Origin of the sequence: Leifsonia sp. EB41 (genome assembly GCF_041262565.1) — a bacterium.
Classification (GTDB): Bacteria; Actinomycetota; Actinomycetes; order Actinomycetales; family Microbacteriaceae; genus Leifsonia.
The window spans coordinates 1,954,505-1,981,270 of sequence record NZ_JBGCCJ010000001.1 but is presented as its reverse complement, the minus strand read 5'-3'; the positions used below and the strand labels follow the sequence as shown (position 1 = coordinate 1,981,270).

Below are 26,766 nucleotides of genomic sequence, written 5' to 3'. Positions count from 1 at the left end.
GGGTCGCGCACTTGATCGGCGATGTGCTCGACGAAGTCGCGCGCACGCAACCCTTTCCTCGGGCACTGGTAGATCGCTCTTACGTCATCGTCGACGCGAACATGGCACTCGAGGTCTGGGCCAGCCGACGCTCGGGAGCGCTGGTCGGAGAGCCGCTCGCCACGGTGCTTGGTGTCGACCCTGACGAGCTGTCGGCGGCACTGGCGACCGGGAATCCCGGCGGCATCCGACTCGCCTCCACCGCCCACGGCTACCAGGAGACCCGGAGCTCTGTGGTGATCCGCGCGGTGCGGATCTCCGGCGGGCAGACGATCGTCGCTTTCGACCCGGAGCTGGCGGCGGTGGGCGAGCGCACCCTGGCGCTCGGACGCCGGGAGAGCGACCGGCTGCAGCTGCTGCTTTCCGCCTCCGTCGCGTTCGCCAAGACGCAGACGGAGGAGGAACTCGGCGAGCTGCTGTCGGAGACCGCGCGGCGGGCGTTCAACGCGACCGCTTGTAGCGTGCACACCGGCGAGCCGGGAAGCTACTCTCTCGTGGCGGGAAACAACATGCTGGAGTCAGTATGGCCGGAGGATGCGCCGCCGCGGGCGGGCGCTGCGGTGGAATTCGGGCATGTCATCACCATCCAAACGCCTGCTGAGGCCGATGCCTTCCTCCCGGAGATCAGCTTGAGCACGATTTTCGACCGGGCGGGAGTGCACGCGGTCATCGGTGCGCCGATCATCGAGGATGGCATCCCATTCGGCGCGTTCGCCTGCTACTTCGATCAACCCCGCGCCTTCGACGACCAGGCGGTGCCGCTCGCCGAGGCGCTCGCCCAGCTCGCCGGGCAGGTCCTCGTGCGGCTCCGGCTCGAGGCGCGACTGCGCAAAGCGGCGATGCTTGACGAGGTCACCGGCCTCCCGAATCGACGGCTGTTCGACGAGAACCTGCAGCAGACCGAGCGCGCCCATACAGACAAGGTCGCGGTGCTCTTCATCGACCTCGACGGTTTCAAGGCAATCAACGACACCCTGGGCCACGCCGCAGGCGACACCGTGCTCAAGGCGGTCGCGGAGCGCCTCAGCCAGACCTTCCGCCAGGAGGACATGATCGCCCGCTACGGCGGCGACGAATTCATCGCCGCGCTGCACGTCGCCGACACCACCGACGCGCTCGAACTCGCCGACCGGGCCAGAGCGGCAATCGCGGAGGACTTCGCCGGCATCCCCCCGGAGCTGAGCATCACGGCCAGCGTGGGGATCGCGATCACGAACGAGGTCACTGGCCAGTCGATCGACCACCTTATCCGGCTCGCGGACCAGGCGATGTACGCGGCGAAACGCGGTGGCGGCGATCAGGCCGTCGTCTACGGCGAATAGCGCGACCACGGGCCGCGAGCCCGCCGAGACTTCGGATATGTGCTCGTTGCGTCCACGCGCATCAGGCACTCGTTCGGATCGATTCCTTAGTCGATTCTTGGCCAGCTCGTGAGTATTCTGAGCGTCGCGCTGGCGGCATTCCCCCCGATTCGTCGTCTGCGTGGCTTGCGGTTCGGCGGCCGCGTCGTTCGGGTCGACCGGCCGCCGAACCGTCGCTCACTGAGGGCATGTTGATGCAGTTCCTAGACCTGTCTGCGATCGCGTCCTGGCGTGACAGCCGATCTCATACGACATAAGCCGCTCGCGGGCGTCGGAGATCGACTGGATGTTCCCCTTGTGCGCCACGGCGCTAGTGACGGGCTGAGGAGCCGCCTGCGGCGGCGCTGTACCTGCTGCCTTGTTTGTCTTTCCGCCGGTCGATCGTAGCTCGCTCCCGGTTCTCCGTGCCGGGCTTTCGCGGCATATCCTCGCTCCGCTGCGCTCCGTTCCGGTATTCCACGGTCCCGGCACTGCGCCCCTCCCGCTCGCTCTCGATCTCTCCGCCGGAAGGCAAACAAGAACGAGAGTCAGGGGAGTGATTGTGATGCGGGTATTCGTTATCGACACCAGAAATATGGGTCCGGAACTGCAGGGTGGGTTGATCGGAGTGGTCGGCTCCCTCAGCCCCAGCACTGAGGAAAAGAGTGAGTGCGTCGAGACCGTCAGCCGGTACGTCGCGGATGGGTGGGCGATTTCTGCTGACCCGTTCACGCCGATCGGACGGCTGGCAGCACTCACTGCAGAGGCGGCGGGCGTGCCATTCGTGCGACTTGACGGCGCTCGCCTGCCGAAGGACGCCGCGCGTACTATTGGGGCCACGCGCAGTCCCGAGCCGGAGTCCGACGACCTCCACCGATCGCCGTTTCCCGCGCTGACACCCGTGACCTGCATTTGCGGAGCCGGGTCAGCCGGCTCGCGAGTCGAGAACGGGGGTGTGTGATCATGTCCCGTCCTCCGCTCGTCTCCGAAACGTGGGGCACCGTCACCACCCGCATGCTGGCGCAAGGCCGCTGGGCCGCGCGCGCCCGCTACCGCGATGTCGACGGCCGCACGCGACAGATCGAACGAATTGGCCGCACGAAGCAGAAGGCCGAATCACTCCTCCGCGAAGCTATGCGCGATCGCATCAAACCGCTGGGTGACGGTGAGCTCAACCCGGAGACCCGCCTGGCCGATCTTGCGATCGTCTGGTGGGACGAGTTCAGCCAGGCATCCCGCTCGAACGGCACGTTGCGTCGCTACGAGACCGTCCTAGACAAGTACATCATCCCGAACCTCGGCGGCTGGATGATCCGCGAGGCCTCGGTATCCAAGCTCGACCGGTTCATCAAGCAGACGACCCGACTCAACGGCTACTCGAATGCCAGCATCGCAGTGGTCCTCCTCACCGGGATGTTCGCGATGGCCGCCCGACATGACGCCATCGAAACCAACCCGATGAAGTCCGTCGCGCCCGTCGACGAGCCGGACCACCAGGTCGCCACCTTCACCCTCGAGGACGTCGCAGAGCTGCGCGAGATCCTCGCTCAGTGGGACGCAGGCCTGGACGCATCCGGCCGCCGGCGCGGCACCGACCTAGCGGATCCCGTGGACTTCTTCCTCGGCACCGGATGCCGTCCAGGCGAGGTGTTCGCCCTGATGTGGGAAGACGTCGACTTCACCATCCAGCCATTCACCGTCGACATCCACCGAACAATGGCGAAGAACCGCGAAGGCCGCTGGACCGTTCAGAACAAGACCAAGACCGGAGGCGGACGCCGGCTCTTCCTGCCCACGTTCGTCGGGAAAATGCTGCTCCGCCGACGGGTCGAGTCGTTCTCGGAACTCGTCTTCCCGTCCTCGACGCTCACGCCGCGCATCCCGGACAACTTCCGACTGCAGTGGCATATCGCGCTGAAAGGAACGCGGTTCGAAGGGCGGGTGCCGAAGGAGTTCAGATCCACCGTCGCGACTGCGATCCGCGACGCGGCTGGCCTCGAGCGTGCGCAACACCAGTTGGGCCACTCGACGTACGCGACGACGGAGCAGTCCTACCTCCCCCGGGTGGTGCAAGTGCCCGACTCGACGGCGATCCTCGAACGGTTCAACGTGCGTGGCGACTCTGGACCCGGACTCTCGTAGCTCACCGTTTACTCACCGCTTTGAGCGTGATCCACGGCGTGTCAGTGAGATCACACGAGTACGCCAATAGTGGGAAAAGCCCCGATCAACGGGGCTTACGAGGCTGAGTGTGACTCTCTGATATCCAGAGTAGTAGAAGCTGAAGTTCTACCATTGAACTACACTCGCGTGGCCTGGAATCCCAGTAAAACACTGGGAACCAAAGCTGCCGCCCACACTACCCGGTCAATGGTTATTGGCCAAACCCGCTGCGGCACGACACGTCCGGCGTCCTTCGACCTCAGGGGTCGTGCCGGGGCTCGTAGCTCACCAGCCCCACCGTGTTCCCTTCGCTGTCCTCGATGAACGCCATCCACTCGTCGTTCCCCGCGGGGCCGATCGCGTCGTCGTGGTGTGTGAAGATCACGTGCGGCTCGGTGACCACGCTCACGCCGTCGCCGCGCAATCGGTCCACCGTCTCGGCCACATCGTCCACCTGGATGTAGACCAGCGCCGAGGGTGCGGCCTTGTCGAGGAGGAGGCGGCCGATGCCGATGTTGAAGAAGAGGAGGCCAGGCGGGTCGAAGCGGGCGGCGGCCGTCTCGCCCAGCAGGTTCTCGTAGAACGCCGCGGCGCGGTCGAGGTCCTCGGCGTGCTGTGCGACCTGCAGAATCTCCACGCGCCCAGTATCCGGTCAGCCGTGGCTCGGCGCCAGACCCTTCGGCCTCTGCGCCCGTAGCATCACCGCGCCGACGTCCTGTCACGTGACAGGATCGGGGGCGTGGACTCGCAGCCGGATATCGCCGGGGCCGACCGGACGCCGAGGTGGAGTCAGGCGCGCCGGGTCGCGATCGTGCTCGGGCTGAATGCCGCCCTGATCGTGGGGCTGGTCGTCGTCGGAGTGGTCGCCGGATCCGTGAGCGTGCTCGCGGCGGCGGGGGACACGGTCGCGGACTGCCTCGCCCTGGCCCTCGGCCTTATCGCGATCGCTCTGCGGGACAGGGATCCCGGGCATCCGCACGCGAACCGGCCCATCGCCGTGGCCGCACTCGTCAACGGGGCCCTGCTCCTCGTGGTCACTGCGACCGTCGTCGTGGAGGCCGTCGCCCGGCTGCGGGAGGGCTCGCCGCCGGTCGAGGGACTCCCTGTGGTGATCGTCAGCCTGGTGACCATGATCGTGATGCTGGCCGGCGCGTTCGTCCTCGGCTTCTCGGCCCGGGACGAGGACATCCACATGCGGTCGGTGCTCCTGGACGCGCTCGCCGACGCCGCGGTCGCCGCCAGCATCGTGGTCGCCGGGGTCATCATCCTGGCCACCGGTGGCGCCTACTGGCTCGACCCGGTCCTGGCGCTCGGCGTCTCGCTGGTCATCGCGGTCGCCGCGGTGCGACTGATCGTGAAGGCCGTCGCCGCGCTGCGCGGTGGGGCCGTCGACTTCGACGACGACTGACGGCGCAGGCCGCTCCCGTCGAGAGCGGCCTGCGCCACCGGTCACCTGTCGAGGCGCTTCCGCCAGCGCGCCGAGAAGGCGCTCGCCGCGAAGCCGATCGCGTCGTTGACCTCCAGCATCGGCACGTTCTCCTCAGCGTTGACCGTCTCCACGAGCGCGCACCCGGGGAACCGGGCGGTCAGCTCGCGCAGGTTGGCGAGCTTCAGCAGCATCCCGAGGCGGTGCCCGCGGTGCTCGCGCAGCACCAGGGTGTCCATCTGCTCGGCCGGGCGGTCGGACTCGCTGGACACGTCGAGCTCGGTGAACCCCACGGCCTGTCCGGTCGCCTCGTCGACCACGATCGACGTCAGCGCGACCCGCGGGCTCTCGGCCCAGAGGTCGTCGACGGCGCGGACGCGCTCCGCCGTCCAGACGTCAGTCAGCTCGATGCCGGCGTTGGGGGCGTCGGTGCTCATCCGGGTTCGCAGGAACGCGATGGACTCCACCCACTCCTCCGGCGTCCGGCCCTGCCAGGAGACCGTCCGGTAGCCGGCGGCCGCGGAGGCCGCCTCGGCGAGGAGCGTGGCGAGCACGTCCGCGTCGACGGGGAGCGGCAGAGCGCTGATGCGCCCGACCTGTTCGAGCGTGAAGCCCTGGCGGAGCAGGAACCGGGTCGACGGGACGTCGACCGGCACCGACCCGAATCCCGTCGGTGCGGCGACCGCCTCGCCCCCGACGCCGGCCGGGTAGGTCGTCTGGTTCTGGATGGTCGCGCGGCCGGCGTCCCTGGCCAGCTCCTCCAGGCGGGCGAACAGCGCGGAGCCGATGCCGCGCCCGCGGAACTCGGGGAGGACGGAGACCGCCCCCCAGCATTCCGGGGCGTCGGCCGGCAGCGCCAGGTTGGCCCGGGCGACGACGCGGCCGTCGACCTTGGCGACGAGTCCGGTCATCTGCCGGGACTCGTCCCTCCAGTCCGGCAGCAGTTCGGCCGCGGTCATGACCTCGCCGGCGTGGCCGCGCAGCTCCGCCTCGACGGCGCTGCGCACCGCGACGAAGGCGACGAAGTCCGCGGCATCCGCGGCGTCGACGCTGACCGGGACGACGAGCGGCTCGACGGTGAAGCCCCCCAGGGTGGTGGCGGGGGTCATGGTGGTGGTGTTCTCTGACGTAGACATGAAACCTCTTCGTTTGCAGGGTCGATCGACTCACCCACGGTCGTGGGGAGGAAGGGGCTCTGCTAGAGGATCACGAGGTAGAGCATTCCATACCGGGCGCCTGGATGACAAGAACCGGTGGATGCCTGCGGCCTCCTGGGAGTACTGTTCCCGGTGTGGACGCTCTCAGGCGCGTGCAGAGCAGCACGGGCGACCCGGCGGAGGCCGACGCACTGCTGCGCGAGGCGGGAGGCCGGTTCGCGTTCTCCCGCGATCCGGGGTCGGACTTCTCCTTCCGGGTGAAGCAAGCCGGTGACGAGGGCGTCGCCGTCGGGGTGTACCGCATCGACGGGGAGTGGCAGTCCGCCGGCGAGTTCGACCAGTACGGCGTCTCCGGCGTCTTCTCCGGCGACTACCGGTGGGAGATCGACGGCGACCGCGACTCCGGCTATGCGACCCCGTTCCTGTCGCGGCCCGGGCACGAGCTGTTCGGTCACGGCGACGACCTGACGATCGTCAACGTCTACATCACCCCCGAACGGCTCAGGGAGGTCGCCCGCCAGATCTACGCCGACGACCGCATCGACCCGGTCTTCGACTCGCCCCGGCCGATCGACCCGCAGCGCAGCCTCATCATGCTGCAGACCCTCCAGGTGGCCTCGGAGTACCTGCGATCCGGGATGATCGAGCATCCGCTGGTCCGGGCGAGCCTGTTCCACCAGCTCGCGGTCGGCGCGCTGGGGACCTTCCCGCTGCGACGCGACGGTGGGCATGCGCCCGCGACGCTGCGGTCCGAGGCCGCCGTCTACCGCCGCGCGACGCGCTTCATCGACGACTGCCTGTCGCTGCCGATCACCCTCGGCGACGTCGCCGCCGCGGCCGCGACCGACCTCAACACCCTCAATGCGGCGTTCCGGTCGCGCACGGGAACCGGCGCGGGCAGCTACCTGCGCCGCGCCCGCCTCTCGGCAGCGCGGGTCGACCGGGTGGCCGAGCCGGGACTGAGCGACGCGGCGCTGGCCGCTCGCTGGGGATTCGCCTCGGAGGACCGGTTCCGCCGTTCGTATCGGGCCGCCTTCGGCGTGCCGGAGGGGTCCCCTTAGCCGAATCCCTGCCGAGCGGCGCCGCTAATGTGCCGCGACTGCGAGCCTCGAGCGCACCTTCAGCACGGATGCGCCCGCCTCGCCGGTCTGCGGGATGGCCCCGAGCGCGAACTCCTGGATCGCCCCGGGCCGGAAGATCACACACTCGGTCGACCCGCCGAACTGGAAGTAGCCCAGCTCGTCGCCCTTCGCCACGTGACGACCCGGCACGATGTCGTCGCCGATCACGCAGGAGGACACCTCGACCATGCCCACCGGCACTACCGCCAGCACCCCGATCGCGGGGTTGTCCGCCTGGATGAGGATGATCGCCCGCGCAGCCACATGGGCGAGGTAGCCCTGCGAGAGCGTCGACTCCACCGCGTCCGCGCCCTCCGAGTCTGCCTCGGAGAAGTAGGTGCCCGGCTGCACGAAGGCGCGGACGATGGTCCCTGCGACCGGGCTGTGCCAGCGGTGGTAGTTCAGCGCGCTGAGGAAGCCCTGGTACACCGTCCCGCCGACGAGCTCGTCCACCGACTCGTCGCCTGCGAGCAGGTCCTGAAGCGAGTAGGGCTGGTTCTTGATCCAGAACTCGCTGTGCCGAGCGACGTCCCGGCTGATCCGGTACGGCGTGGACTCGCAGGCGCTGACCACCACCGCGTCGTCATTGGGGGAGTCGACCGGCCGCGCGCCCTCCTTCAGCCGGCGGGTGAAGAAGTCGTTCCAGGAGGTGAAGCCCCAGTGCTCGGCGTCGGGGTCGTGCTCGAACTGGTCGATGCCCACGACCTCGCGGGCCTTCTCTGACATCCAGCCCTGCGGCGAGTCGTTCAGCACGGAGAGCGAGCCCGGCCCGTTGAGGAACTCGGCCCAGGCGTCGAGGACCTTCTTCAGGATCGCGTTGACCCGGGGGTCGCGGTAGGCGGCCATCCCGGAGGGGGTGCCCATCGTCCAGTCGAGGATGCCCGTGAGCGGTGTGGTCACCATCGCGCCCTCGCTGAACTCGGGCGCCGTGTCCAGCACGTCGTCGATCAGCCGGAGGAGCTGGCCGACGCTCTCGATGTGACGTGCGCTGTACTGGCGGGTCGTCGGTACCTCCTCGATCATCCGGGTCAGGTACATGCGCACGATCGCGTCCCGGTCGATGAGGTCGGCGAACTCCTGGATCACGGGATGCCGGTACGGCGCCGTATCGTCCGCGCCGAGCCGCTCGATCCGGCCGTCCAGCCACGCCTCCAGTTCGTCCTGGTCGTGCGGGAGCCAGCCGCCGCGGCGTTTGAGTTCCTCGGATTCCCGGGTCATGTCAGCGGTCGTCCGCTCCACCGCCCGAGGCGGTGTCAGCGCCGTCGTCGGACTCTTCGGACTGCGGGCCGGAGCCGTCGGGAAGGTCGTCGGGGTCGGGGTGGTGTGTGTCGCGATCGGTCATCGTTCTCGTCCCTCCTGTCGTTCGTCGTGTCGTCGGCAACGTACGCTCAGGACGCGATGAGGGCGAGCCTGCTCGCCGAGGACGCCGCCCGCAGGTACGGTCCCTGATGTGACCCTCAGCCCTGCCGACGTTGCGCTCGCCGACGAACAGGACACCGAGCGGTCCCGTGCCGCCTTCCCGTGGTGGGGGTGGCTGCTGGGCGTCGCCCTGATCTTCGGCGCGTCGGTGCTCGGCGTCCGGCTGGCGCCGCCGGGCAGCCAGGTCGCGATCTGGTGGCCCGCTGCCGGCCTCTCCGTGCTGCTGGTGCTGCTCGTGCGCGGCGGCAGGGAGCGGGCGGCGGCGTTGGGCGTGGTCTTCGTGGCCACGGCTCTGGCGAACGCTGTGGCCGGGCGACCGGTCCTGGTCTCGTCCGCGTTCGGCCTGGCGAACACCGTCGAGGCGCTGGTGGTCGTCGCGATCCTGCTCCGGGTCGGAGGCCCGGGATTCCGCCTGCGCGACCTCGACTCCGCGCTGAGGTTCACCGGCGCCGTGCTCGCCGGCGCGGTCGCGATCGGGGTGCTGGCGGCCGCGACCGTCGTCGTCTTCGAGGGCGGCAGCTTCTTCGCCACGGCGGCGTTCGTCGCCGCTTCGCACGCGGCGGCCGTGTTCATGATCGCTCCGTTCGGACTGCTCCCGCCGGCCATCCCGGTTCGCGCGACCGTCGTGGAGATGGTGGTCCAGGGCGTCGCGCTGGCGGCGGTGATCGTCGTCGTCTTCCACCCGGCGGTGAGCCTGCCGCTCGCGTTCCTCCCCTATCCGGTGCTCTCGTGGGCGGCGTTCCGGTTCCCCATCCGCGTCGCGGTGACCGAGACGCTCCTGGCGTCGATGGCCATGCTCGCGCTCACCATCGCCGGCGGCGGTCCGTTCAATCACTCGACGCTGGACTTCACGCAGCGGGCCGCGCTCGGGGAGACCTTCCTGGTCACCTTCGCCGGCTTCGCGGTCGTCCTGGCGGCAGCCCAGTACGAGCTGCGGGCCACCACCCGGCAGCTTCTCGCCACCTCCCGGCTCCTCTCCGGCAGCCTCGTCGAGGCCTCCGTGGGGCTGCTGATCGGGGAGCGGTCCCGAGCAGGAGAACTGCGCGTGATCTGGCGCAACCCCACCGCCACTGCTCTGCTTCCTCACGGGAGCGGCCGGCGCTGGGAAGGGGAGCTCGCCGATGCCGCCAGGTCGGCGCTCGCGGACGGGTCCGCCGTCACGGTGGCTGACGAGTCGCGCACGCTCACGGTGGCGGCGAACGGCATCCCGGACGAACCCGACCGCTTCGCCGTGCAGCTCGTCGACGTGACCGACACGCTCCGATTGCAGGCGGCGACGCTCGCCGCCGAACGCGAGCAGGAGGCGGCGCGCACCACCCGACTGGATCTGGAGCGACAGCGCGAGGACTTCGTCGCGACGACGAGCCACGAGCTCCGCACCCCGATCACCAGCATCGTCGGGTTCTGCGAGCTGCTCGCCGAGTCGGACGCGCTCGGAGACCAGGAGAAGGCCTGGGTGGAGGTGATCGACCGGAACGCCGTGCGGCTGTCCTCCCTCGTCGAAGACCTCCTGACCCTGGGGGCGGTGGCGAGGCCCGCCGGCGCGCTCGCCGAGGCCGACATGGACGCGCAGATCCGCGACGTGGTGAGCGCGTCCAGCGTCATCGCGGCGAAGAAGCACATCGACCTCTCGGCAGCGGGCCATGCCGGGGTCGCCCGCGCGGAGCCGGCGGACGTGGGCCGCATCCTGACCAACCTGGTCGCGAACGCCGTCAAGTTCACCCCGGACGGCGGGCGCGTGACAGTCACTTCGTCCACCGGCGATGCGACGATCACCGTGGTCGTGGCGGACACCGGACCGGGCATGAGCGAGGAGATCCGCGCGCACGCCTTCGACCGGTTCTATCGCGCGCCGGGGATGCAGCGCGACGCGGTCCCAGGGACGGGCCTCGGCCTGGCGATCGTCGCGGAGCTGGTGGAGCGCAACGGGGGCTCGGTGCGGCTCGATTCGCCCGCCACCGGCGGCACTCGTGCGACGATCGAGCTGCCGAGGAGCATGCCCTCGCGGTGAGGCGGGCGCGTCAACCGACGGTCGTGTCGATCCCGGTCATCGGGCGCTCCACCCGCCGTCCATCGTGTAGCTCGCGCCGGAGACCATCCCCGCGTCCGGCCCCGCGAGCCAGAGCGCGAGGCTCGCGACCTCGTGCGGCTCGACCAGCCGCTTCACGGCCGACTCAGCGAGCAGCACCCGTGACAGCACCTCGTCTTCGTCGATCCCGTTGAGGCGGGCCTGGTCCGCGATCTGCTTCTCCACGAGCGGGGAGCGGACGTAACCGGGGTCGATGCAGTTGCTCGTCACGCCGTGCTCGCCGCCCTCCAGCGCAGTCACCTTCGAGAGCCCCTCCAGGCCGTGCTTGGCCGAGACGTACGCCGCCTTGTACTTCGAGGCGCGCAGGCCGTGCACGCTGGACAGGTTGATCACGCGCCCGAAGCCGCGGTCGTACATCCCGGGCAGCGCGGCGCGGATGAGCAGGAACGGCGCCTCCAGCATGAGCCGGAGGATCAGCGAGAACCGCTCCGGGTCGAACTCCTCGATCGGGCTCACGTGCTGGATGCCCGCGTTGTTGACGAGGATGTCGGTGTCGAGCCGGAGGTCGGCGAGCGCGCCGGTGTCGGCGAGGTCGACCTTCCAGCTCGAGCCGCCGATCTCGGCGGCGACGCGGGAGGCCGCGTCGCCGTCGATGTCGGCCACGGTGACGTGCGCGCCGGCGGCGGCGAACGCGCGGGCGCAGGCTGCGCCGATTCCGCTCGCGCCGCCGGTGACGAGTGCGCGGCGTCCCTGGAACGGGCTCATGGTGGTGCCTTTCGGTGGGGGTGGATCGAGGTCAGCGCGCGACGGACGGCGCTGCGCTCCGGACGTCGCGGGCAGCGTCGGCCTGGTCGACGGCCTCCAGCGAGATGCCCTTCGTCTCGCGCAGCGTCAGCACGGCGACCAGAGTCACGACGCAGGCGATCACGATGTAGACGGCCACCGGCATCCAGCTGTGGTAGTCCTTCAGCCAGGCCGTCGCGAGGATGGGCGCGAGCGAGCCGGCCACGATCGACACCACCTGCGAGCCGAGGGAGACCCCCGAGTAGCGCATCCTGGTCGGGAACAGCTCCGACATGATGGCGGGCTGCGGGGCGTACATGAACGCGTGGAACACCAGGCCGATGGTCACCGCCAGGACGATGAGCGGCGGGTTGAGGGTGTCGAACAGCGGGAAGGCGAAGAATGCCCAGGTGGCGGCGAGCACCGCGCCGACCAGGTAGACGGGCTTGCGTCCGACGCGGTCGCTGAGGCGGCCGACCTGCGGGATGACGAGGAAGTGCACGACGTGCGCGACCAGCAGGGCCAGCAGGAGCTGACCGGTGTCGTAGTTGTGCACTTCCTTCAGGTAGACGATCGTGAAGCTGACCACGATGTAGTAGAAGATGTTCTCCGCGAAGCGCAGGCCCATCGCCTTCAGCACGCCTCCGGGGTAGCGCTTGAGCACCTGGCCCACGCCGTAGCCGCCGCGCTGGTCGCTCTCCGCCTGCGCCTTCGCCTCGATGAAGATCGGCGCCTCGTTGACCCGCGTGCGGATGTAGAAGCCCACGAGCACGATCACCGCGGACAGCCAGAACGCGATCCGCCAGCCCCAGCTCAGGAACGCCTCCGGGCTCATCACCCACGACGACACCAGGAGCACGAGGGTGGCGAGGAGGTTGCCGACCGGCACGGCGGCCTGCGGCCAGCTCGACCAGAACCCGCGGCTGCGGTCCGGGCTCTGCTCGGCCACCAGCAGGACGGCGCCGCCCCACTCGCCGCCCAGCGCGAAGCCCTGGATGAAGCGCAGAGCGACGAGCAGGGCGGGCGCCCAGTAGCCGACGCTCGCGAAGCCGGGCAGGCAGCCCATCAGGAACGTGGCGGCGCCGACGATGATGATGGTCGCCTGCAGCGTGGGCTTGCGGCCGAGCCGGTCGCCGATCTGCCCGAAGACGATCCCGCCGAGCGGGCGGGCGATGAATCCGACCGCGTACGTGACGAATGCGGCGATGACCCCGTCCAGCGGACTGCCGGTGGCGGGGAAGAAGAACGTGCCGAAGACGAGGCTCGCGGCGGTGGCGTAGAGGAAGAACTCATACCATTCGACGACCGTGCCTGCCATGGATGCGGCGACGATCGTCTTGAGGGTGCGGGGACTCGCGGTGGTTTCCATACTCTCTCCTTCGATGTCGACGGTGACATCCGCGGGCCAGTCAACCCGGGGCACAACTGCGTATCAATGCCCAAGGATGCGATGGCGCTGTGCATAATTGCACGCATGGACGCGTCGAAGAAGCCCAGGTCGGACGACCTGCTGGTTCTGCTCGCGGTGGCGCGGGCCGGCCGGTTCGCCCGCGCAGCCGAGCAGCTCGGCGTCGACCACACCACGGTCTCCCGGCGGATCGACGCGCTCGAGGAGACCCTGGGCGGACGGTTGCTGACCCAGGCGTCCGGTGGCTGGGAGCTCACGCCGTTGGGCAGCCGCGCGGTGGACGTCGCCGGCCGCATCGAGTCGGCGGTGGCGGCGCTCACCGGTCCGGAGGCGGACGCGGACCCCATCGACGGGGTCGTGAGGATGTCGGCGACCGACGGCTTCAGCGCGTACATCGCCGCCCCGGCCATCGCCGCGCTCCGGAGGGAGCATCCCGGCCTCTCGGTGGAGATCCTCACCATGACCCGGAGGGCGCTGCAGCACCGCTCCGGGCTGGACATCGAGGTCGTCGTCGGCCGGCCGGAGACCCGTCGCGCGCACACGGTCGAGCTGGGCTCCTATGCGCTCGGGATGTACGCCTCCCTCGACTACCTCGAACGGAACGGCACCCCGACGACGCCGGACGAGGTCTTCGCGCACCCGCTCGTCTACTTCATCGACTCGATCCTGCAGGTGGACGACCTCGACCTGCCGCGGCGCCTCGCCCCGCAGATGCGCGACGCACTGACCTCCACGAACGTGTTCGTGCACGTCGAGGCGACTCGCGCGGGCGCCGGCATCGGTCTGCTGCCGTGCTTCATGGCGGACCGCCACGACGACCTGGTCCGGCTGCTGCCGAGCGAGTTCCACGCCACTCTGCCGTACTGGATGGTCGTGCACCCGGACTCGCTGCGGCATCCCGCGGTCGCCGCCGTCGCGCACGCGCTCCGGGACGGGGCGCGGGACGCCGCGGACATCCTGGCCGGCCGGTCGGAAGGGCGGCAGGCGAGCGCTACCTGAGGATTCCGGGACCTTTCGCACCGAGTCCGAGGCGGGCGCACAGCGGCGGCTTGCTTGACTGTGAGGGTGAACGACACCCCCAAGCGAGATCGCCGGCTCGAAGCCCAGAAGCGCGCGGCCGAGATGCGGCTGCAGGAGCAGCGCCGGGCCCGCCGCCGCCAGCTCCTGATCGGGGGCGGCGCCGTGGTCGCGGTGCTCGCCGTGGCCGGCATCGTCACCGCGGTCGTTCTGAACGGTCAGCCATCGTCGACGTCCGCCGCGAGCAGCTCCTCCTCCTCCGCGAGCGCGGGAACCTGGGCCGCACCCGCCGACGTCGAGGGGGCTGTGCGCTCCGCCGGTCTGCAGATGCTGACCGCCGAGGGGACGGCGCTGCACATTCATCAGCACCTGAGCGTCACGGTGGATGGCGCGTCCGTCGCCGTTCCCGCCCTCATCGGCATCGACGAGGCGCAGCAGCGGATCTCGCCGATCCACACGCACGACACGTCGGGGATCATCCACGTCGAGTCGGCGGAGGTCCGGACGTTCACGCTGGCCGAGGTGTTCGACGAGTGGGGCCAGAAGCTCGGACCGGGTCAGGTCGGTACGTATCGGGACGGCGTCGACGGCCAGACCGTCACCGTCTTCGTGAACGGCAAGCCGTTCACCGGCGACCCGCGCACGATCGCGCTCACCTCGCACGAGGACATCGACTTCGTCGTCGCGAAGAAGGGGACGACGGCCACCGCGCCGAAGGCGTTCGCCTGGCCCGCGGGGTACTGACGATCCCGGTCGTTAGCGGGAGCCGGCCCTGAACTCGCGCCGCATGATCGGCCGCGACGGATACGTGCGCCCGACCTCCCGGAACCCGCTCGCCGAGAACATCCGCACGGTGCCGGTGTAGAGCGCCGCGGCCGAGGGACTTGCGGCGAGCCGTTCGACGTCCACCGGGTGGACCGTCGAGGTGCGTCGCGCCGTGCTCGCGCGCCCACTCCACCGCGGCCTCCAGCAACAGGGCGCCGACGCCCCGGCCGCGTGCCGCGCGGCGCACGACGACGCAGGCGACCCACCAGCCGCCGTCGCCGTCGAGGAAGCGCTGGCACCAGCACGCCCCCGGTCCCGACGAACGCGCGCCGAGCACGCGCACGACGTCGTCCCAGCGGTCGGCGGTGGCGGGCAGGGCGCGGAGGCTCACGCAGGCGAGCGTACGCCGCTCACGCCGCCTCGGGATCGAGCCGCGGCGATCCCGGCGGCGCCTCAGACAGGCGGTCGTACTGCACTGTGCCGATGTGCGGGTTCGGAAGGCCGCCGAACGCGCCGCACACGAGTGCGACCGCACCGTCGCGCTGAATGAAGGCGAATGGTTTGCGGGCTCAGTATGCCGCTGCTTTGCCCCGTCGTGCAGCGAGAGGTGGGCCGTACGGCGCCGAGTCGAGCCACTTTCCGGTTTTCCGGCCCCAGATGGCGACTGACGCTGCGATTCTCTGTTTGACCCGGATCGCTCGGGAAGCCCCCGTCATGTGTTGAAGCGCAAGATCGGCGCATGCGCGGTTGTATCGAGCGGCGTCCAGTCGTTCGCGTTCGAACAGCTCGATCGCTGCGTGTGCACGCGGCGTTCGTGGGCCGTGTTCCAAGGCAAGCTCTACGGCGCTGACGGCTGAGATCGAATCGGGAACGCTGGAGTTCATGCCGCGCGCTCCGAATGGAGCGAAGAGATGGGCAGCTTCCCCGCAGAGCAGTACCCTTCGATGGGTGTCTGTGAGGGCGGTCGCCGTTTGCTGAGCGAAGCGGTAGGTCGAAACCCAGGTCACTCGGTCCACGTATTCGCGTGACATCACCTTGGGTATCCAGTCGCTGAGTCCCTCGGGGGTCGTGAAGGTGGACGCGTCGTCATCTGAATTGAGGCTGAGGTCAACGCGCCATCCGCCTGCGAAAGGGACGGCGAGCGTATTCCGACCGCCGAGCCGTGGATTTTGGTAGTGGAAGACTCTTTCGGTTGGTGTATCGGCTTCGGGGGTGTGAGCAAGGTCGACGACGACGAATTCGTGGTTGGTTCGGGGGCCTTCTAGGGATACCCCGATCGCGCTTCGGACCGCGGAGCGGGCGCCGTCGGCGCCTAAGACGTAGTCCGCCTCCCAGCGATAACCGCGAGAGTCCGTGGCGAGGACTCCCGAGGTATCGCTGGTGATGTTGACGATGTTGCAGTCCCATTCGAATTCGACACCCGCCGCGATGCAGGCTTCGAGCATGATGTCTTCGGTCCGTGTCTGGGGCAACGAGGTGAACGGGGGAAGATCTTCGGGGTCTGGGGCGGGATACGTCTGGCAGTAGATGTCGCGCCCTCGCCACAACGTCCGTTTGGTGTGCCACATGATGCCCGCATCCGCGACCCGCCGACCGAGGCCTGGCGAGATTGCCTCGAAGTGGCGCAGGGTTTGACCGTGGAGGTACGCGGCGCGGCTTCCTGGCCGGGGGGAATCAGGCCCGCGGCGTTCTATGACGAGCACGTCGATTCCGTGTTTCCTCAATGCTAGGGCGGCACTGAGTCCTGCTGGTCCTGCGCCAACGATGAGGACGGAGTGTCGGCGAGCCGAGCTCGTGTCGCTCACCGTTCGGTGTTTCGAGCTCGGGATGCGGCCAAGGTCATTTGAGACTGGTCAATGCTGACCAGCTCTGCTCCGAATCCACCAGTCAGCGCGCCGAACCAGACTGCGTCGGGGATCTCAGACGGATTGGAGTGAATCGTGATGATGTCCTCGTGTGACGAGAGCAAGAGGTAGTCGCCGAAATCGGCCTCTTGCATGCCTACCGATCGAGCTGCGGCAGCAATGGGGAGGAACTCGGATGCTTTCAGAACACAGAACTGAATCATCGAATGCTCCCAACTTCGGTCCGCTCGACATTCCTTGAAACGAGGGCGAACTTTCGCCTCCAGAGTTCTTCTATGGACGGGGCCGGCGAGGCTGCCACATCAGCCAAGGCTTGCAGGGTCAGGTCAGCGTCCCGACTGTCCCTCTGATCGAAGGCTCGGAGTGGCCGAGTTATCTCGAGTTGGATTCCGTTCGGATCGTGGAAGTAGATCGATTCGATGAGTTCGTGGGTGATGGGTCGTGTCACTCTGACTCCATGCGATTTGAGGCTCGAGCGCCAGTCGTTGAGTTCGTCCTCGGTGTCGACGTGGAAGGCGATGTGCCGCGATCGCTGCATCAGATCGCTGGGGGCTTCTTCCGGTGGAAGGCCGAAGAAGTAGAAAAACGCGATGTGGTTCCCGTTGCCCATGTCGAAGAAGAAGTGGGCGAAGTCGGGGTAGTCGTCAACGAGCCACCCTTTGGCGGTAATGGCATGTACGAGTGGCATGTGCATTGCCTCGACGTAGAAGTCGCGGGTCTCGCCCGGATTCCACGTCACATAAGCAACGTGGTCAACGCCCCTCAGCGGGGTGAGAATTTGATCTGTTGTGTAGGAGTCCATTTTCATCCTTTCTTCGTTTGGAGGTTGGCCCGTACCAAGAACGCACCCGCGATGAAGATCCCGCCGCTAATTGTCAGCGCGAGCATTGTTCCCTGCTCGACTGTTGTCGAGGCAGTCAGCGTCAGTCCGAGCAGCGCGACTCCCAGGGAGGCGCCGATTTGGCGCATCGAGTTCAGCGCCCCAGCACCGATTCCCGCCAGTTCAAGTGGCACGGCTTGGGCTGTCGCGGCGACAAGCGAGGGAAGCGTGAACGACACCCCAAAGCCAAAGATCAGTAGCCCCGCGGCTGTTGCGATCTGGTCTGCAGTAGCGGATCCCGTGAAGGGGGCCTGCGCGAGTGCCCCGACGGCCATCAGGCACATTCCGAGCGTTGCTGGGGCCCGTGGTCCGATTCGGGCGACCAGTTTCCCTGCATAGATCGGGTTGAACGCAGTGGGGAGGGTGAGCGGTAGGAACATCAAGCCGGTGACCAGGGCGGAGTAGTGGCGGCCCTCTTGAAAGAAGAGGGAGAGCACGAAGAGCAAGCCGGAGAGGCCAAAGTTCGCGAGTAGTCCCGCGCCCATCGATGCTGAGAGCTGGCGGTTTCGGAAGATCCTGAGGGGCAGCATCGCGTTGTCGCCGCGCCGACGCTCGAAGAGTATGAACAGCAAGAGGGCGAGGACTGCCAAAGCGATGGCGATGATCGTTTCCGGGGCGCTCCATCCGAGATCTGGGCCTTCGATCATCGCGAAGATGATCGCTCCCAGTGCCACGATTGCGAGCACCTGACCGGCCAGATCAAGACGTCGCCGAGGTTTGAGGGAGACTTCGGTAGTGCGTCGCCAAGTGATCCCCAGACTGATTGCGGCCAAGGGAAGGTTGACGACGAATATCCCCCGCCAGCCAACAGTTTGGACGAGGACTCCGCCGAGAACTGGCCCGCAAACCAGAGCGAATCCCGTCACCGCAGCCCAATTGCCCAGCGCGCGGGCCCGGAGCGCCGGATCCGTGTACAGGTGCGTGATTACGGCGAGCGAAGACGGTAGAAGAAGAGCTCCGGCGACGCCGAGCAGTAGACGAAGGGCGACGAGAGCGACGATGCTCTGCGCGACCGCCGTTACGGCGGACAGTAGTCCGAATGTGGCCAGGCCCCAAAGAAACACCTTGCGTGCGCCGAAACGATCGGATAACCAGCCACCTGTCAGTAGAAACGCAGCGAATGTCAGCGTGTATCCGTTCACCACCCATTGAAGCGCGCTGAGACCACCGCCGAGGTCGGACTCAATGTTGGGGAGGGCAACCACGACGATAGTTGTGTCGAGGAGCACCATGAAGTAACCCAGCGAAAGACCGATGAGAACCGAAGGACTGATTCGCTGATTAGTAGAAATGATGTCCAAAAATATGTCCTATTGCGAAATTTTGGGTGGGAGACTTGATTGAGAGTTGCGGCTTTGCGGCTCGTTCCTTCACACATCGGGGTATGGACCTATGGAGTTGCGACACATACGAACCTTCGATGCTGCGGCACGGTCGCTAAGCTTCTCGGCCGCGGCACGTGAGCTGCACTTCGCTCAATCGACGGTGAGTGAACAGATCCTGTCGTTGGAGAACGATCTCGGCGTAAAGCTCTTCGTCCGTGCCACACGAGGACTTGAGCTGACCGAGCAGGGAAGCAAGCTGCTCGGGTACTCTCGGACGCTGCTCTCGCTTATCGACGAAGCCGAGAATGAGGTAGCCGGGCGTGCGGCGTCCACAACATCCCTTCGACTCGGGGCGCTAGAGACGCTGGGAATCCAACAGCTGCCTGAGGCGCTGAGCGAGTTCCAAAAGTCACACCCACTCGTTTCCTTCGCCGTGACTCGGGGGGCGAATCGAGGCGTGCTCTACGAAGCGGTGCTGGAGAACGAGATCGACGTGAGTCTCACCTTCGGTCCACCGCCCGCCCATTTTGGCCTTCAAACGGAGGCGGTCGCCGAGTGCCGCCTTGTACTCGTCGTTCCGACGGGACACCCCGTGGGGACGGAGGGCGTGGTGGATCTGGATCGGTTGAGTTCGGAGCGCTTCCTGGTGACGGAGGCAGGGTGCGGCTTTAGAGAAATGTTCGACTCTGCACTGGGAGACCGAAAGTTGGAGATGGCTCCAACGGTTGTCGAAAGCATCGGCGTCTTGAGCGAGCTCGTCGCCGCGGGAATGGGCTGCGCTCTTCTCCCTCAACTGGCCATAAACCCGCTTGTTGCGGCCGACCGAGTGCAGCGACTCGAGATATCCAATGCCGATTACCGGTGCTTCGTCAACATCAGCTGGCTGGAGAACCGTGACGCGAGTACTCACGCGACGATAGATCACATTCGGTCCTTCCGGCGAATCATCAAAAGTTCATTCACCGAGCGACCGAATGTACCGACGACTCAGATGCTTCCTCAATCGGATCCGGGTAGTGCGTCGAGAACACGGTAAAGGCGCGTGCGTCCGGCTCCGCAAGCTCGCCCGCGCGATCCCGGTAGGCCTGGACGACCGGGTCTCCCATCGATGCCCGGATGGCTTCTTTGCTTTCCCACTGGGCGATGTAGAGCACGCGATATCCGTCCGTGCTTTTGAGCACGTTTACCGAGATGCACCCTGGTCTATTGCGAATGGCCTTCTCTCCGGCTTCAGCCATGTTCTCTGCCAGCGCGATTTGGTTCTCTCGTTCGACAGTAAGGAAATTGACCATATAGAACTTCTCGTCGTTCGACGCGAGTTGAGTGGATGCTGTCATGTTTCGCTCCTTGCAGTGGTTGATGGTCTGAATTCAGATGCGTGAATAGTGGCGAGCTTTGCTCTGAGCTCGCCTTTCGCGATCTTCCCGGATGGGGTCATTGGGAGGGACTCGAGGATGAAGAGCTCCTCGGGGAACTTGTACTTCGCGACGCCTTTGTTGGCTAAGTGAGTTACGACGTCTTGGAGTGTCACCGCGGTGGCGACCTCGCGGTGCGTCGCAAACAGAATGGCGCGCTCGCCGAGACGCTCGTCCTGTTTGGCAACGATCGCGATCGCGCAAAGTTCCGGCATGTCAGTCAGATGTTGCTCGATTTCGACGGCGCTGAATTTCAATCCACCCCGATTGATGCGATCGTCGCGCCTGCCCTCGAGAGCGAAGCTGTCTCCTCGTCGCTGAGCAAGGTCACCGGTCCGAAGCCATCCATCCGGAGTCAGCTCGCAGCTCTCGATCTGTCGGCCGGCGCCGAGATATCCGACTGCAATCCAAGGGCTGGAGAACTCGAGCTCACCGAGTCGGAGCTCCTCGTTAGCTCCGGCCGCGACCCGTGCTCGCGATCCCGGAAGCGGGGTCACGTAGAGGTCGTCAGGCTCAGAATCGCCGAACCGCAACACCGCCCCGGCGCCAATCTCCGTCATTCCCCACTGGACGACAACTTCGGCACCCGTGCGGGATCGGATCGCCTCACAAAGCGGGCGAGAGACAGAGGCGCCACCGGTCCGGACCTCCCTCAGGGTCGTCGCCGCGAGATCAATGTCGTTCCGACGTGCAGTTTCCAACAGGTCATTCAGCTGGGTGGGGACGGCGAGAAGTCTCGTTGCCTCGCACCCTTCGATGGTGGAGAGGAACGCTTCCGGGCCCCACTCCGTGAACAACCCGAGCGATCCTCCAGTTACCAGGGCTAGGTGGAGGGATAGCAGGCCGAACGCATGACTGAGTTGTCCGCCTGCGAGAAAGACATCCGTTGAAGCATGCCCAGCATCTCGCGCGACTGAGCGTGCGTTGAGCAGGAGTGAGGTTTCCGAATGAACGCAAATCCGGGGGCGAGTGGATGTGGTCCCTGATGATACGAGGAGAATCGCCGTACCCGGAGTATCTGTCCAAGCGCCTACGTCCGATAAAGCCGGGACGCACAGTGCGGGCACCTTGTCGAGATCGTCTAGAGCGATCGTTCTCATGTCGGGAACAGCGTGCGCCATCTTGGAGACGTCGGCGCGGCGGTCGGTTCCCCTGTAGGTGGAGGCGCCGATAAACAGGGCAGGCTCGACCTGGGTGAGAAGTGCGACTGCTTCAAGGGTGCCGAGCGACATGTGGATGGGAAGAAGGCTCGCCCCAAGCTTCGACAGGGCGGCCGCGATCACGACCATCGCCCAGCTGTTGGGAAGCTGAACAGCCACGATATGACCTCGACGAATCCCAGCTTGCGACAGATTCATGCTCGCCTCGTCTGCCGCTACCTTGCACGCCTTCCAGCTGCGCCATCGACCGTCCGCCCAAACCCCTCGGGTCGAATCTGAGACGGCAACATCCTGAAGGGCCTCGAAAACAGAAAGAGGCATTCGACTTCCCTTCACATCAGCTCGGTTCGTTACGTGTATTTCTACTTCTACATGCCGAACGGCGATATTGCTCACGATCAGCCATCGGGAGCTTCGATGTGGACTTCGAAATGAGCGATGCCCAAGCCATGCTTCATTGCTGTCGGGACTGTCGAGCCTGACCAGAAGGGGCTGCGATGCGCTTATCAAGGTGAGCCGGCACGCGGGGGTGCTGGCCGCGTCGAAGCCATTTGGCTACATCGAAGGAGCCCGAGTGGATCAGAGTGTGTCGGGCGACCCAAGACCGGGGGTGGCGAGTTCGGCCGACTGGGGCCGGCGCCTGACGGCGCTAACCGGCGACCGGGAGGGGCAAGCGGTCCAGCTGCCGCCAGACCGGGAACACCAGCGGAGCGACGGTCGCGAGCAGCATCGCCACGCCCGCACAGACGCACGCCCAGGTGAGTCCGACGCCCTGCGCGAGGAGGCCGCCGAGCAGCGACCCGAACGGCACGCCCAGATAGGCGCTCGCCTTCATCGCCCCGAGCACGCGGGTCTGCAGCAGCGCGGGGACCCGCTCGTACTGCACCGCCCCGATGATCGGGTTCGGGACGCCGCCGAAGACGCCGCACACGAAGAACACCGCGGCGACCGCGACGACGGAGGTCCAGCCCGCTACCGCGAAGAACGGCGGTGCCGATGCCAGGAGGGTGCAGCAGGCGAAGGTCAGCCAGCGCGGGAGCCGCCGGCCCAGCCACGCGGTGAGCAGCACGCCGGCGAGCATCCCGAACCCGGAGGCGCCGCCGACCACCCCGAACGCGACCGCGTCGTGCACCCGGTCGTGCGCCCAGACCGGGAGGAACACCGCGCTCATCGCCTGGTCGAGCAGGTTCGTGAGCACGATCAACGCCATGAGGCTGAGGAGGAGGCGGTCGGCGCGGAGGAAGCGCAGCCCCTCCCGCAGCTCGGCGAAGTAGGCGCGCGGGCCGAGCCGCGGTGCAACGGTGGGCATCTCCGACTCCGGCCGGACGCGCGGCACCGTCGCGGCCACCACCACGACCGCGCAGAGGAAGCTCAGGCTGTCGATCAGGATCGTGACCGCCGGGCCGACCAGCGCGACCAGCACGCCGGCGAGCGGCATCCCGATCAGCAGCGCCGCGCGGTTGGCGCCCGAGTAGAGCCCGACCGCGCGCTCGTCGCTCCAGTGGGCCAGCCGCGCCAGCGGGGGGATCATCGGCGTGGAGGCCGCGTCCGCAGCGCCGCGCACGGCGCCGGCCACCGCGACCAGCGCCACCAGCGCGCCGAGCGGGAGGTCGTCCAGCGCCCCGAGCAGGAACACTGCGAACACCGCAGCCGCGGCCACGAGGTTGCCGATCAGGAAGGTGCGGCGCAGGCCGATCCGGTCGACCAGTGGCCCGGCCGTCGCCTGCAGCAGCACGTACGGCGCCATCTCCGCGAACCCGACCAGGCCGGTGGCGACCGCGCTGCCGGTCGTGACGAGCACGAGCCACGGGATGGCGATGGCCGACAGCGCCGTGCCGGCGCCGGAGACCAAGTACGCGCCGATCAGCCCGAGCAGGGGAGCGCGGCGGGCGGTGTCGCTCATGGCTCCGGGAAGAGCTGGAACTGCGCGTGCACCCGGACTCCGTCGCCGGCCTCCGCCCCCGGCTCGCGCCGGAACCGCGACACCAGCTCACGCACGGTCGCCGTGACCTCCCGCGCCTGCTCGACGGTGAGGGTGAGCGGCCAGTCGCTGACGGTCCACGGCAGCTCCGGCAGCTCCTCCACCTGGCTGGACAGGGTGTCCACCCAGGCCAGCACGCGCCGGTGCGACTCCTCGGCGTTGAGCCGCACGAACTGCACGGCCTGGTCGACGGTCTCCGCGGTGGCGGCGACGCCGGGCACGCGGAACGAGAAGGACGTCGACCGGTGCACCGCGCGCCACCAGCGGTCGCGGTCGTTGCCGCGCTCGGCGTCCTCCACGATGAAGCCGTGCTGGGCGAGCACGCGCAGGTGATAGCTGGTGACGCCGGTGGACTGGCCCACGCGCCGGCCGAGCTCGGTCGCGGTGGAGGGGCCGTCGGCCTGGAGGAGGTCGAGCAGCCGCAGTCTCAGCGGGTTGACCAGCCCGCGCATGGCGGAGGGGCTGAGCAGCACATCCTGGGCGGGATCGAGCTCCGGGAACGGTTCCGGCTCGTCGGTCATACTCGGAAGTGTAATCGCAGAAAAGATTCTGCAAAAGACTTTCTGCGATTGTTCCTCGCGCCGTGAGGGTTCCGTAAGGGTCTGCGCTCCCACGCGCGATCCTCTGCTACCGTTCTTGAGGCAGAACTTCGTTAGGTGAGGCTTCTGCGCGAACACAGGCCACTGATCTCACGACGTCGAGAGACGCCCAAGATCAGGACAGGTCTCCCCGGCTTAAGGGGTGACCCCAAGTGGCTTCCCCAGCAGGGGATACGTCGTGCAGTGCCGAAGCTCTTACGTGGGAGTCTCGCCCCCGAACGCGCACGCGGCCGGGGGTGGAGCCTGGCGCACGCCTGCCGTGAGTGCGAGGAGGTGATCCGCCGTGAGCGACGACCATAGTCCGTTCCGTCCCTGCTGCGCTCCCGCGACCACGGCCTCCCCGCATTCCACGCCCGGCGGCCGCTGAGTCCCGCGCGGCAGGCGACGCCCTTCGTCTCCTGTCTGCCCTTCGACTCAGGGAGGTCCTGTCATGCCTCTTCTCCGCACCGTCCCCGGCGCCGGCACGCTCCGCCGTGTCCGCTTCCGCTGGATCGACGTCCTGGTCGCCGTCGCGATCGTCGTCCTCTTCTACCTGCTGATCCAGGCGACCGCCGGCGCCTCCGCGCCCGTGCGGCTGGCCGAGGTGCCGTCGTCCATCGACACGAACCCGGCGCTGCTGCCGTACTACGCGCTGCGCTCGCTGCTGCGGATGTTCGCTGCGCTCGCCGCATCGCTGGTGTTCACCTTCGTCATCGCGACGGCCGCCGCCCGGCTGCCGCGCGCGGAGAAGGTGATCCTGCCGGCGCTCGACATCCTGCAGTCCGTCCCGATCCTCGGCTTCCTGTCGGTGACCGTCACCGGGTTCATCGCGCTGTTCCCCGGCTCCACGCTGGGGCTGGAGTCGGCCGCGGTGTTCGCGATCTTCACCTCGCAGGTGTGGAACATGACCTTCTCGTTCTACGCGTCGCTGACCAGCCAGCCCCGCGACCTCGACGAAGCCGCCCGGCTGATGCGGCTGACGAAGTGGCAGCGGTTCTGGAAGCTCGACGTCCCGTCCGGGATGATCCCGCTGGTCTGGAACGGCATGATGAGCTTCGGCGGCGCCTGGTTCTTCCTGGCGGCCTCCGAGGCGATCACGGTCAACAACCACAGCTTCGCGCTGCCCGGCGTCGGCGCCTACGTCGCCTCGGCGGTGGAGGCCGGCCAGCTCGACCGGGTCGGCTGGGCGATCGTCACGATGGCGGTCATGGTCCTCGGGGTGAACTTCCTGTTCTGGCGTCCGCTGGTCGCCTGGGCCGAGCGCTTCCGCCAGGAGGACACCGCGCCCACCGACCGGCCGCGCAGCGTCGTCCTCGACGTGATCAGCCGGTCCTGGCTGCCGCGCGTCGTGGAGCGCGGGTTCGCCCCGATCGGGCGCGGGCTCGAGAAGGCGACCCGGCCGTTCGGGCTGGCCGAGCATCCCCTGCGGGTGCCGGAGGTGCGCAAGCGCACGCTGGACGTGGTCGTGACCGTGCTCGTCGTCGCCGCGATCGTCGTGGGCGCCATCGCCTCCTACCTGTTCATCCAGCACTCGCTGGGGATGGGCGCGTTCCTGGAGGCGTTCGGGCTCGGCGCGGTCACGATGGCGCGCGTCGTCGTCATCCTGCTGTTCGCGACCATCGTCTGGGTGCCTATCGGCGTGTGGATCGGCATGAACCCGCGGATCAGCCGGCTGGCCCAGCCGGTCGTGCAGCTGCTGGCGAGCTTCCCGGCGAACTTCCTGTTCCCGTTCGCGATCGCGTTCTTCGTGGCGACGAGCATCCCGCTCGACTACGGCGGCATCCTCCTGATGGCGCTCGGGTCGCAGTGGTACATCCTGTTCAACGTCATCGCCGGGGCCAGTGCCATCCCGACCGACCTGCGGCAGGCGATGGACAGCTTCGGGGTGGGCCGCGTGCAGCGCTGGCGGAGGCTGATCCTCCCGGCGATCTTCCCGGCCTACGTCACCGGCGGCATCACCGCGGCGGGCGGAGCGTGGAACGCGTCCATCGTCGCCGAGGTCGTCACGTACAACCACCACACCTACACCGCGACTGGCCTCGGCGCGTACATCGCCGACGCCACCCAGACCGGCGACATGGCACGCGTGCTCGTCGGCGTCATCGTCATGTCCGTCTTCGTCGTCGGACTCAACCGCCTGTTCTGGCGACGGCTCTACGCGGTCGCCGAGAAGCGCTTCAGCCTGTGACTTTCCGCCCGTGAGGGGGCTCCCATCATGATCACCACGAACACCGCACTCATCGACGTCCGCGACGTCACCAAGTCGTTCGCCACCGACGGCGGCGAGAAGACCGTGCTCTCCGGCGTCACGCTCACCATCCACCAGGGCGAGATCGTCGCCCTCCTCGGCCGCTCCGGCTCCGGCAAGAGCACGCTGCTGCGCTGCATCGCCGGGCTGATCGCACCGACCGCCGGAACCGTCTCGTTCAAGGGTGGGGTGCTCAACGGCGCCAACCCGGGCACGGCGCTGGTCTTCCAGTCGTTCGCGCTGCTTCCGTGGCTGACCGTGCTCGAGAACGTCGAGCTCGGGCTGGAGGCCAAGGGCGTCCGCCCCGAGGCGCGGCGCGAGCGCGCCCTCCGCGCGATCGACCAGATCGGCCTGGACGGGTTCGAGTCCGCCTACCCCAAGGAGCTCTCCGCCCCTCGTCCTCGACGTCCCCGCGCTGCGCGGCGCGATCCTCGACCAGCTCTCGCAGTCGATGCTCCTGATCTCCGAGGCGATCGCCGACCGTGCCGGCCGCCCGCGCGACGACTTCGCCGTCCGCACCCTCGCGGGCGCCATCATCGGCAGCATGTTCGCGGTGCTCTCGGAGCTCGCCGACGACCCGGATGCGGAGCTGGCTGTGCTCGTGGACCGGGCGTTCTCGTTCCTGGAGGGCGGCCTGCGGCTGTGAG

The 26,766-nt window shown here is 67.7% G+C and carries 25 protein-coding genes, 1 pseudogene and 1 riboswitch; of the genes and pseudogenes, 11 read left to right on the top strand and 15 right to left on the bottom strand.

All coding sequences use genetic code 11. The features are described 5' to 3' along the window. Nucleotides 1–11 precede the first annotated feature (11 nt). Together ABH923_RS09660 and ABH923_RS09655 are read left to right on the top strand one after the other, a co-directional pair. Nucleotides 12–1,361 (top strand): diguanylate cyclase, encoded by a 1,350-nt coding sequence (locus tag ABH923_RS09660; RefSeq protein ID WP_370055150.1) that lies wholly within the window; start codon nt 12–14, stop codon nt 1,359–1,361. A 981-nt stretch (nt 1,362–2,342) separates the two neighbouring features. Next, the gene (locus ABH923_RS09655) at nt 2,343–3,521 is read left to right on the top strand and encodes a tyrosine-type recombinase/integrase (protein ID WP_370057332.1); all 1,179 of its coding nucleotides are present in this window, start codon (nt 2,343–2,345) and stop codon (nt 3,519–3,521) included. Nucleotides 3,522–3,801: 280 nt separating this feature from the next. Here ABH923_RS09655 and ABH923_RS09650 read toward each other — a convergent pair whose 3' ends face one another. After that, on the bottom strand, nt 3,802–4,179 hold the full coding sequence (locus ABH923_RS09650) for a VOC family protein (RefSeq protein WP_370055149.1): 378 nt from the start codon (nt 4,177–4,179) through the stop codon (nt 3,802–3,804). Between the two features lie 102 nt (nt 4,180–4,281). On the opposite strand from ABH923_RS09650, the gene ABH923_RS09645 reads away from it, so the two are divergent. Beyond that, a complete protein-coding gene (locus ABH923_RS09645; protein ID WP_370055148.1) occupies nt 4,282–4,950 on the top strand; it encodes a cation diffusion facilitator family transporter in 669 nt (222 codons plus the stop codon). 41 nt (nt 4,951–4,991) lie between these two features. Here ABH923_RS09645 and ABH923_RS09640 read toward each other — a convergent pair whose 3' ends face one another. Then, nucleotides 4,992–6,104: an N-acetyltransferase family protein gene (locus tag ABH923_RS09640; RefSeq protein ID WP_370055147.1), complete on the bottom strand. Its 1,113-nt coding sequence runs from the start codon at nt 6,102–6,104 to the stop codon at nt 4,992–4,994. 155 nt (nt 6,105–6,259) lie between these two features. On the opposite strand from ABH923_RS09640, the gene ABH923_RS09635 reads away from it, so the two are divergent. Then, a complete protein-coding gene (locus tag ABH923_RS09635; protein ID WP_370055146.1) occupies nt 6,260–7,186 on the top strand; it encodes a helix-turn-helix domain-containing protein in 927 nt (308 codons plus the stop codon). Between the two features lie 24 nt (nt 7,187–7,210). On the opposite strand, the gene ABH923_RS09630 is transcribed toward ABH923_RS09635, so the two are convergent. Continuing rightward, nucleotides 7,211–8,464, bottom strand: coding sequence for a phosphatidylserine decarboxylase family protein (locus tag ABH923_RS09630; protein ID WP_370055145.1), 1,254 nt, complete (start codon nt 8,462–8,464; stop codon nt 7,211–7,213). Between the two features lies 1 nt (nt 8,465). After that, the gene (locus ABH923_RS09625; protein ID WP_370055144.1) at nt 8,466–8,588 is read right to left on the bottom strand and encodes a hypothetical protein; all 123 of its coding nucleotides are present in this window, start codon (nt 8,586–8,588) and stop codon (nt 8,466–8,468) included. A 108-nt stretch (nt 8,589–8,696) separates the two neighbouring features. Between ABH923_RS09625 and ABH923_RS09620 the strand changes: the two genes are divergently transcribed. Continuing rightward, a complete protein-coding gene (locus tag ABH923_RS09620) occupies nt 8,697–10,676 on the top strand; it encodes an ATP-binding protein (protein WP_370055143.1) in 1,980 nt (659 codons plus the stop codon). A 36-nt stretch (nt 10,677–10,712) separates the two neighbouring features. Here the strand turns inward: ABH923_RS09620 and ABH923_RS09615 are convergent, their stop codons facing one another. Together ABH923_RS09615 and ABH923_RS09610 are read right to left on the bottom strand one after the other, a co-directional pair. Further along, nucleotides 10,713–11,459: a 3-hydroxybutyrate dehydrogenase gene (locus ABH923_RS09615; RefSeq protein ID WP_370055142.1), complete on the bottom strand. Its 747-nt coding sequence runs from the start codon at nt 11,457–11,459 to the stop codon at nt 10,713–10,715. Nucleotides 11,460–11,490: 31 nt separating this feature from the next. Further along, complete coding sequence (locus ABH923_RS09610; protein WP_370055141.1) at nt 11,491–12,846, bottom strand: MFS transporter; 1,356 nt, start codon at nt 12,844–12,846, stop codon at nt 11,491–11,493. A gap of 105 nt (nt 12,847–12,951) precedes the next feature. Here ABH923_RS09610 and ABH923_RS09605 point away from each other — a divergent pair, with 105 nt between their 5' ends. After that, nucleotides 12,952–13,884 (top strand): LysR family transcriptional regulator, encoded by a 933-nt coding sequence (locus ABH923_RS09605; RefSeq protein ID WP_370055140.1) that lies wholly within the window; start codon nt 12,952–12,954, stop codon nt 13,882–13,884. A 66-nt stretch (nt 13,885–13,950) separates the two neighbouring features. Then, nucleotides 13,951–14,646: a hypothetical protein gene (locus tag ABH923_RS09600; protein ID WP_370055138.1), complete on the top strand. Its 696-nt coding sequence runs from the start codon at nt 13,951–13,953 to the stop codon at nt 14,644–14,646. Nucleotides 14,647–14,658: 12 nt separating this feature from the next. Here ABH923_RS09600 and ABH923_RS09595 read toward each other — a convergent pair whose 3' ends face one another. The 5 genes from ABH923_RS09595 to ABH923_RS09575 form a co-directional block, all read right to left on the bottom strand. After that, nucleotides 14,659–14,811, bottom strand: a complete 153-nt coding sequence (locus ABH923_RS09595) for a hypothetical protein (RefSeq protein WP_370057413.1) — start codon at nt 14,809–14,811, stop codon at nt 14,659–14,661. A gap of 425 nt (nt 14,812–15,236) precedes the next feature. Continuing rightward, nucleotides 15,237–16,472 carry an FAD-dependent oxidoreductase gene (locus tag ABH923_RS09590; RefSeq protein WP_370055137.1) on the bottom strand — a complete coding sequence of 412 codons (1,236 nt, stop codon included), beginning with the start codon at nt 16,470–16,472 and terminating at the stop codon, nt 15,237–15,239. After that, complete coding sequence (locus tag ABH923_RS09585; RefSeq protein ID WP_370055136.1) at nt 16,469–16,735, bottom strand: hypothetical protein; 267 nt, start codon at nt 16,733–16,735, stop codon at nt 16,469–16,471. The genes ABH923_RS09590 and ABH923_RS09585 overlap by 4 nt, the downstream gene beginning before the upstream one ends. Further along, nucleotides 16,732–17,334 carry a VOC family protein gene (locus tag ABH923_RS09580; RefSeq protein ID WP_370055135.1) on the bottom strand — a complete coding sequence of 201 codons (603 nt, stop codon included), beginning with the start codon at nt 17,332–17,334 and terminating at the stop codon, nt 16,732–16,734. Before ABH923_RS09580 ends, ABH923_RS09585 begins: the two co-directional genes overlap by 4 nt. Nucleotides 17,335–17,336: 2 nt before the next feature. Beyond that, the gene (locus ABH923_RS09575) at nt 17,337–18,713 is read right to left on the bottom strand and encodes an MFS transporter (RefSeq protein WP_370055134.1); all 1,377 of its coding nucleotides are present in this window, start codon (nt 18,711–18,713) and stop codon (nt 17,337–17,339) included. A 91-nt stretch (nt 18,714–18,804) separates the two neighbouring features. Between ABH923_RS09575 and ABH923_RS09570 the strand changes: the two genes are divergently transcribed. Then, nucleotides 18,805–19,773 (top strand): LysR family transcriptional regulator, encoded by a 969-nt coding sequence (locus ABH923_RS09570; protein WP_370055133.1) that lies wholly within the window; start codon nt 18,805–18,807, stop codon nt 19,771–19,773. On the opposite strand, the gene ABH923_RS09565 is transcribed toward ABH923_RS09570, so the two are convergent. The 4 genes from ABH923_RS09565 to ABH923_RS09550 all read right to left on the bottom strand — a co-directional run bounded on the left by ABH923_RS09565 (nt 19,697) and on the right by ABH923_RS09550 (nt 23,814). Continuing rightward, nucleotides 19,697–20,074: an antibiotic biosynthesis monooxygenase family protein gene (locus tag ABH923_RS09565; protein WP_370055132.1), complete on the bottom strand. Its 378-nt coding sequence runs from the start codon at nt 20,072–20,074 to the stop codon at nt 19,697–19,699. The genes ABH923_RS09570 and ABH923_RS09565 overlap by 77 nt on opposite strands. Further along, nucleotides 20,071–21,633, bottom strand: a complete 1,563-nt coding sequence (locus ABH923_RS09560; protein ID WP_370057331.1) for a class I adenylate-forming enzyme family protein — start codon at nt 21,631–21,633, stop codon at nt 20,071–20,073. Before ABH923_RS09560 ends, ABH923_RS09565 begins: the two co-directional genes overlap by 4 nt. Before the next feature lie 328 nt (nt 21,634–21,961). Next, the gene (locus ABH923_RS09555) at nt 21,962–23,215 is read right to left on the bottom strand and encodes an MFS transporter (protein WP_370055131.1); all 1,254 of its coding nucleotides are present in this window, start codon (nt 23,213–23,215) and stop codon (nt 21,962–21,964) included. After that, nucleotides 23,212–23,814 (bottom strand): helix-turn-helix domain-containing protein, encoded by a 603-nt coding sequence (locus tag ABH923_RS09550; RefSeq protein WP_370055130.1) that lies wholly within the window; start codon nt 23,812–23,814, stop codon nt 23,212–23,214. The genes ABH923_RS09555 and ABH923_RS09550 overlap by 4 nt, the downstream gene beginning before the upstream one ends. A gap of 120 nt (nt 23,815–23,934) precedes the next feature. Continuing rightward, nucleotides 23,935–24,104, top strand: a riboswitch (M-box (ykoK) riboswitch). Between the two features lie 218 nt (nt 24,105–24,322). Between ABH923_RS09550 and ABH923_RS09545 the strand changes: the two genes are divergently transcribed. From ABH923_RS09545 to ABH923_RS09535, 3 genes and pseudogenes are all read left to right on the top strand, one after another. Then, nucleotides 24,323–26,059, top strand: a complete 1,737-nt coding sequence (locus ABH923_RS09545) for an ABC transporter permease (RefSeq protein WP_370055129.1) — start codon at nt 24,323–24,325, stop codon at nt 26,057–26,059. A 27-nt stretch (nt 26,060–26,086) separates the two neighbouring features. After that, a pseudogene (locus ABH923_RS09540) lies at nt 26,087–26,452 on the top strand (ATP-binding cassette domain-containing protein); the annotation flags it as partial. A 118-nt stretch (nt 26,453–26,570) separates the two neighbouring features. Then, nucleotides 26,571–26,765 carry a hypothetical protein gene (locus tag ABH923_RS09535; protein WP_370055128.1) on the top strand — a complete coding sequence of 65 codons (195 nt, stop codon included), beginning with the start codon at nt 26,571–26,573 and terminating at the stop codon, nt 26,763–26,765. Nucleotide 26,766 lies beyond the last annotated feature (1 nt).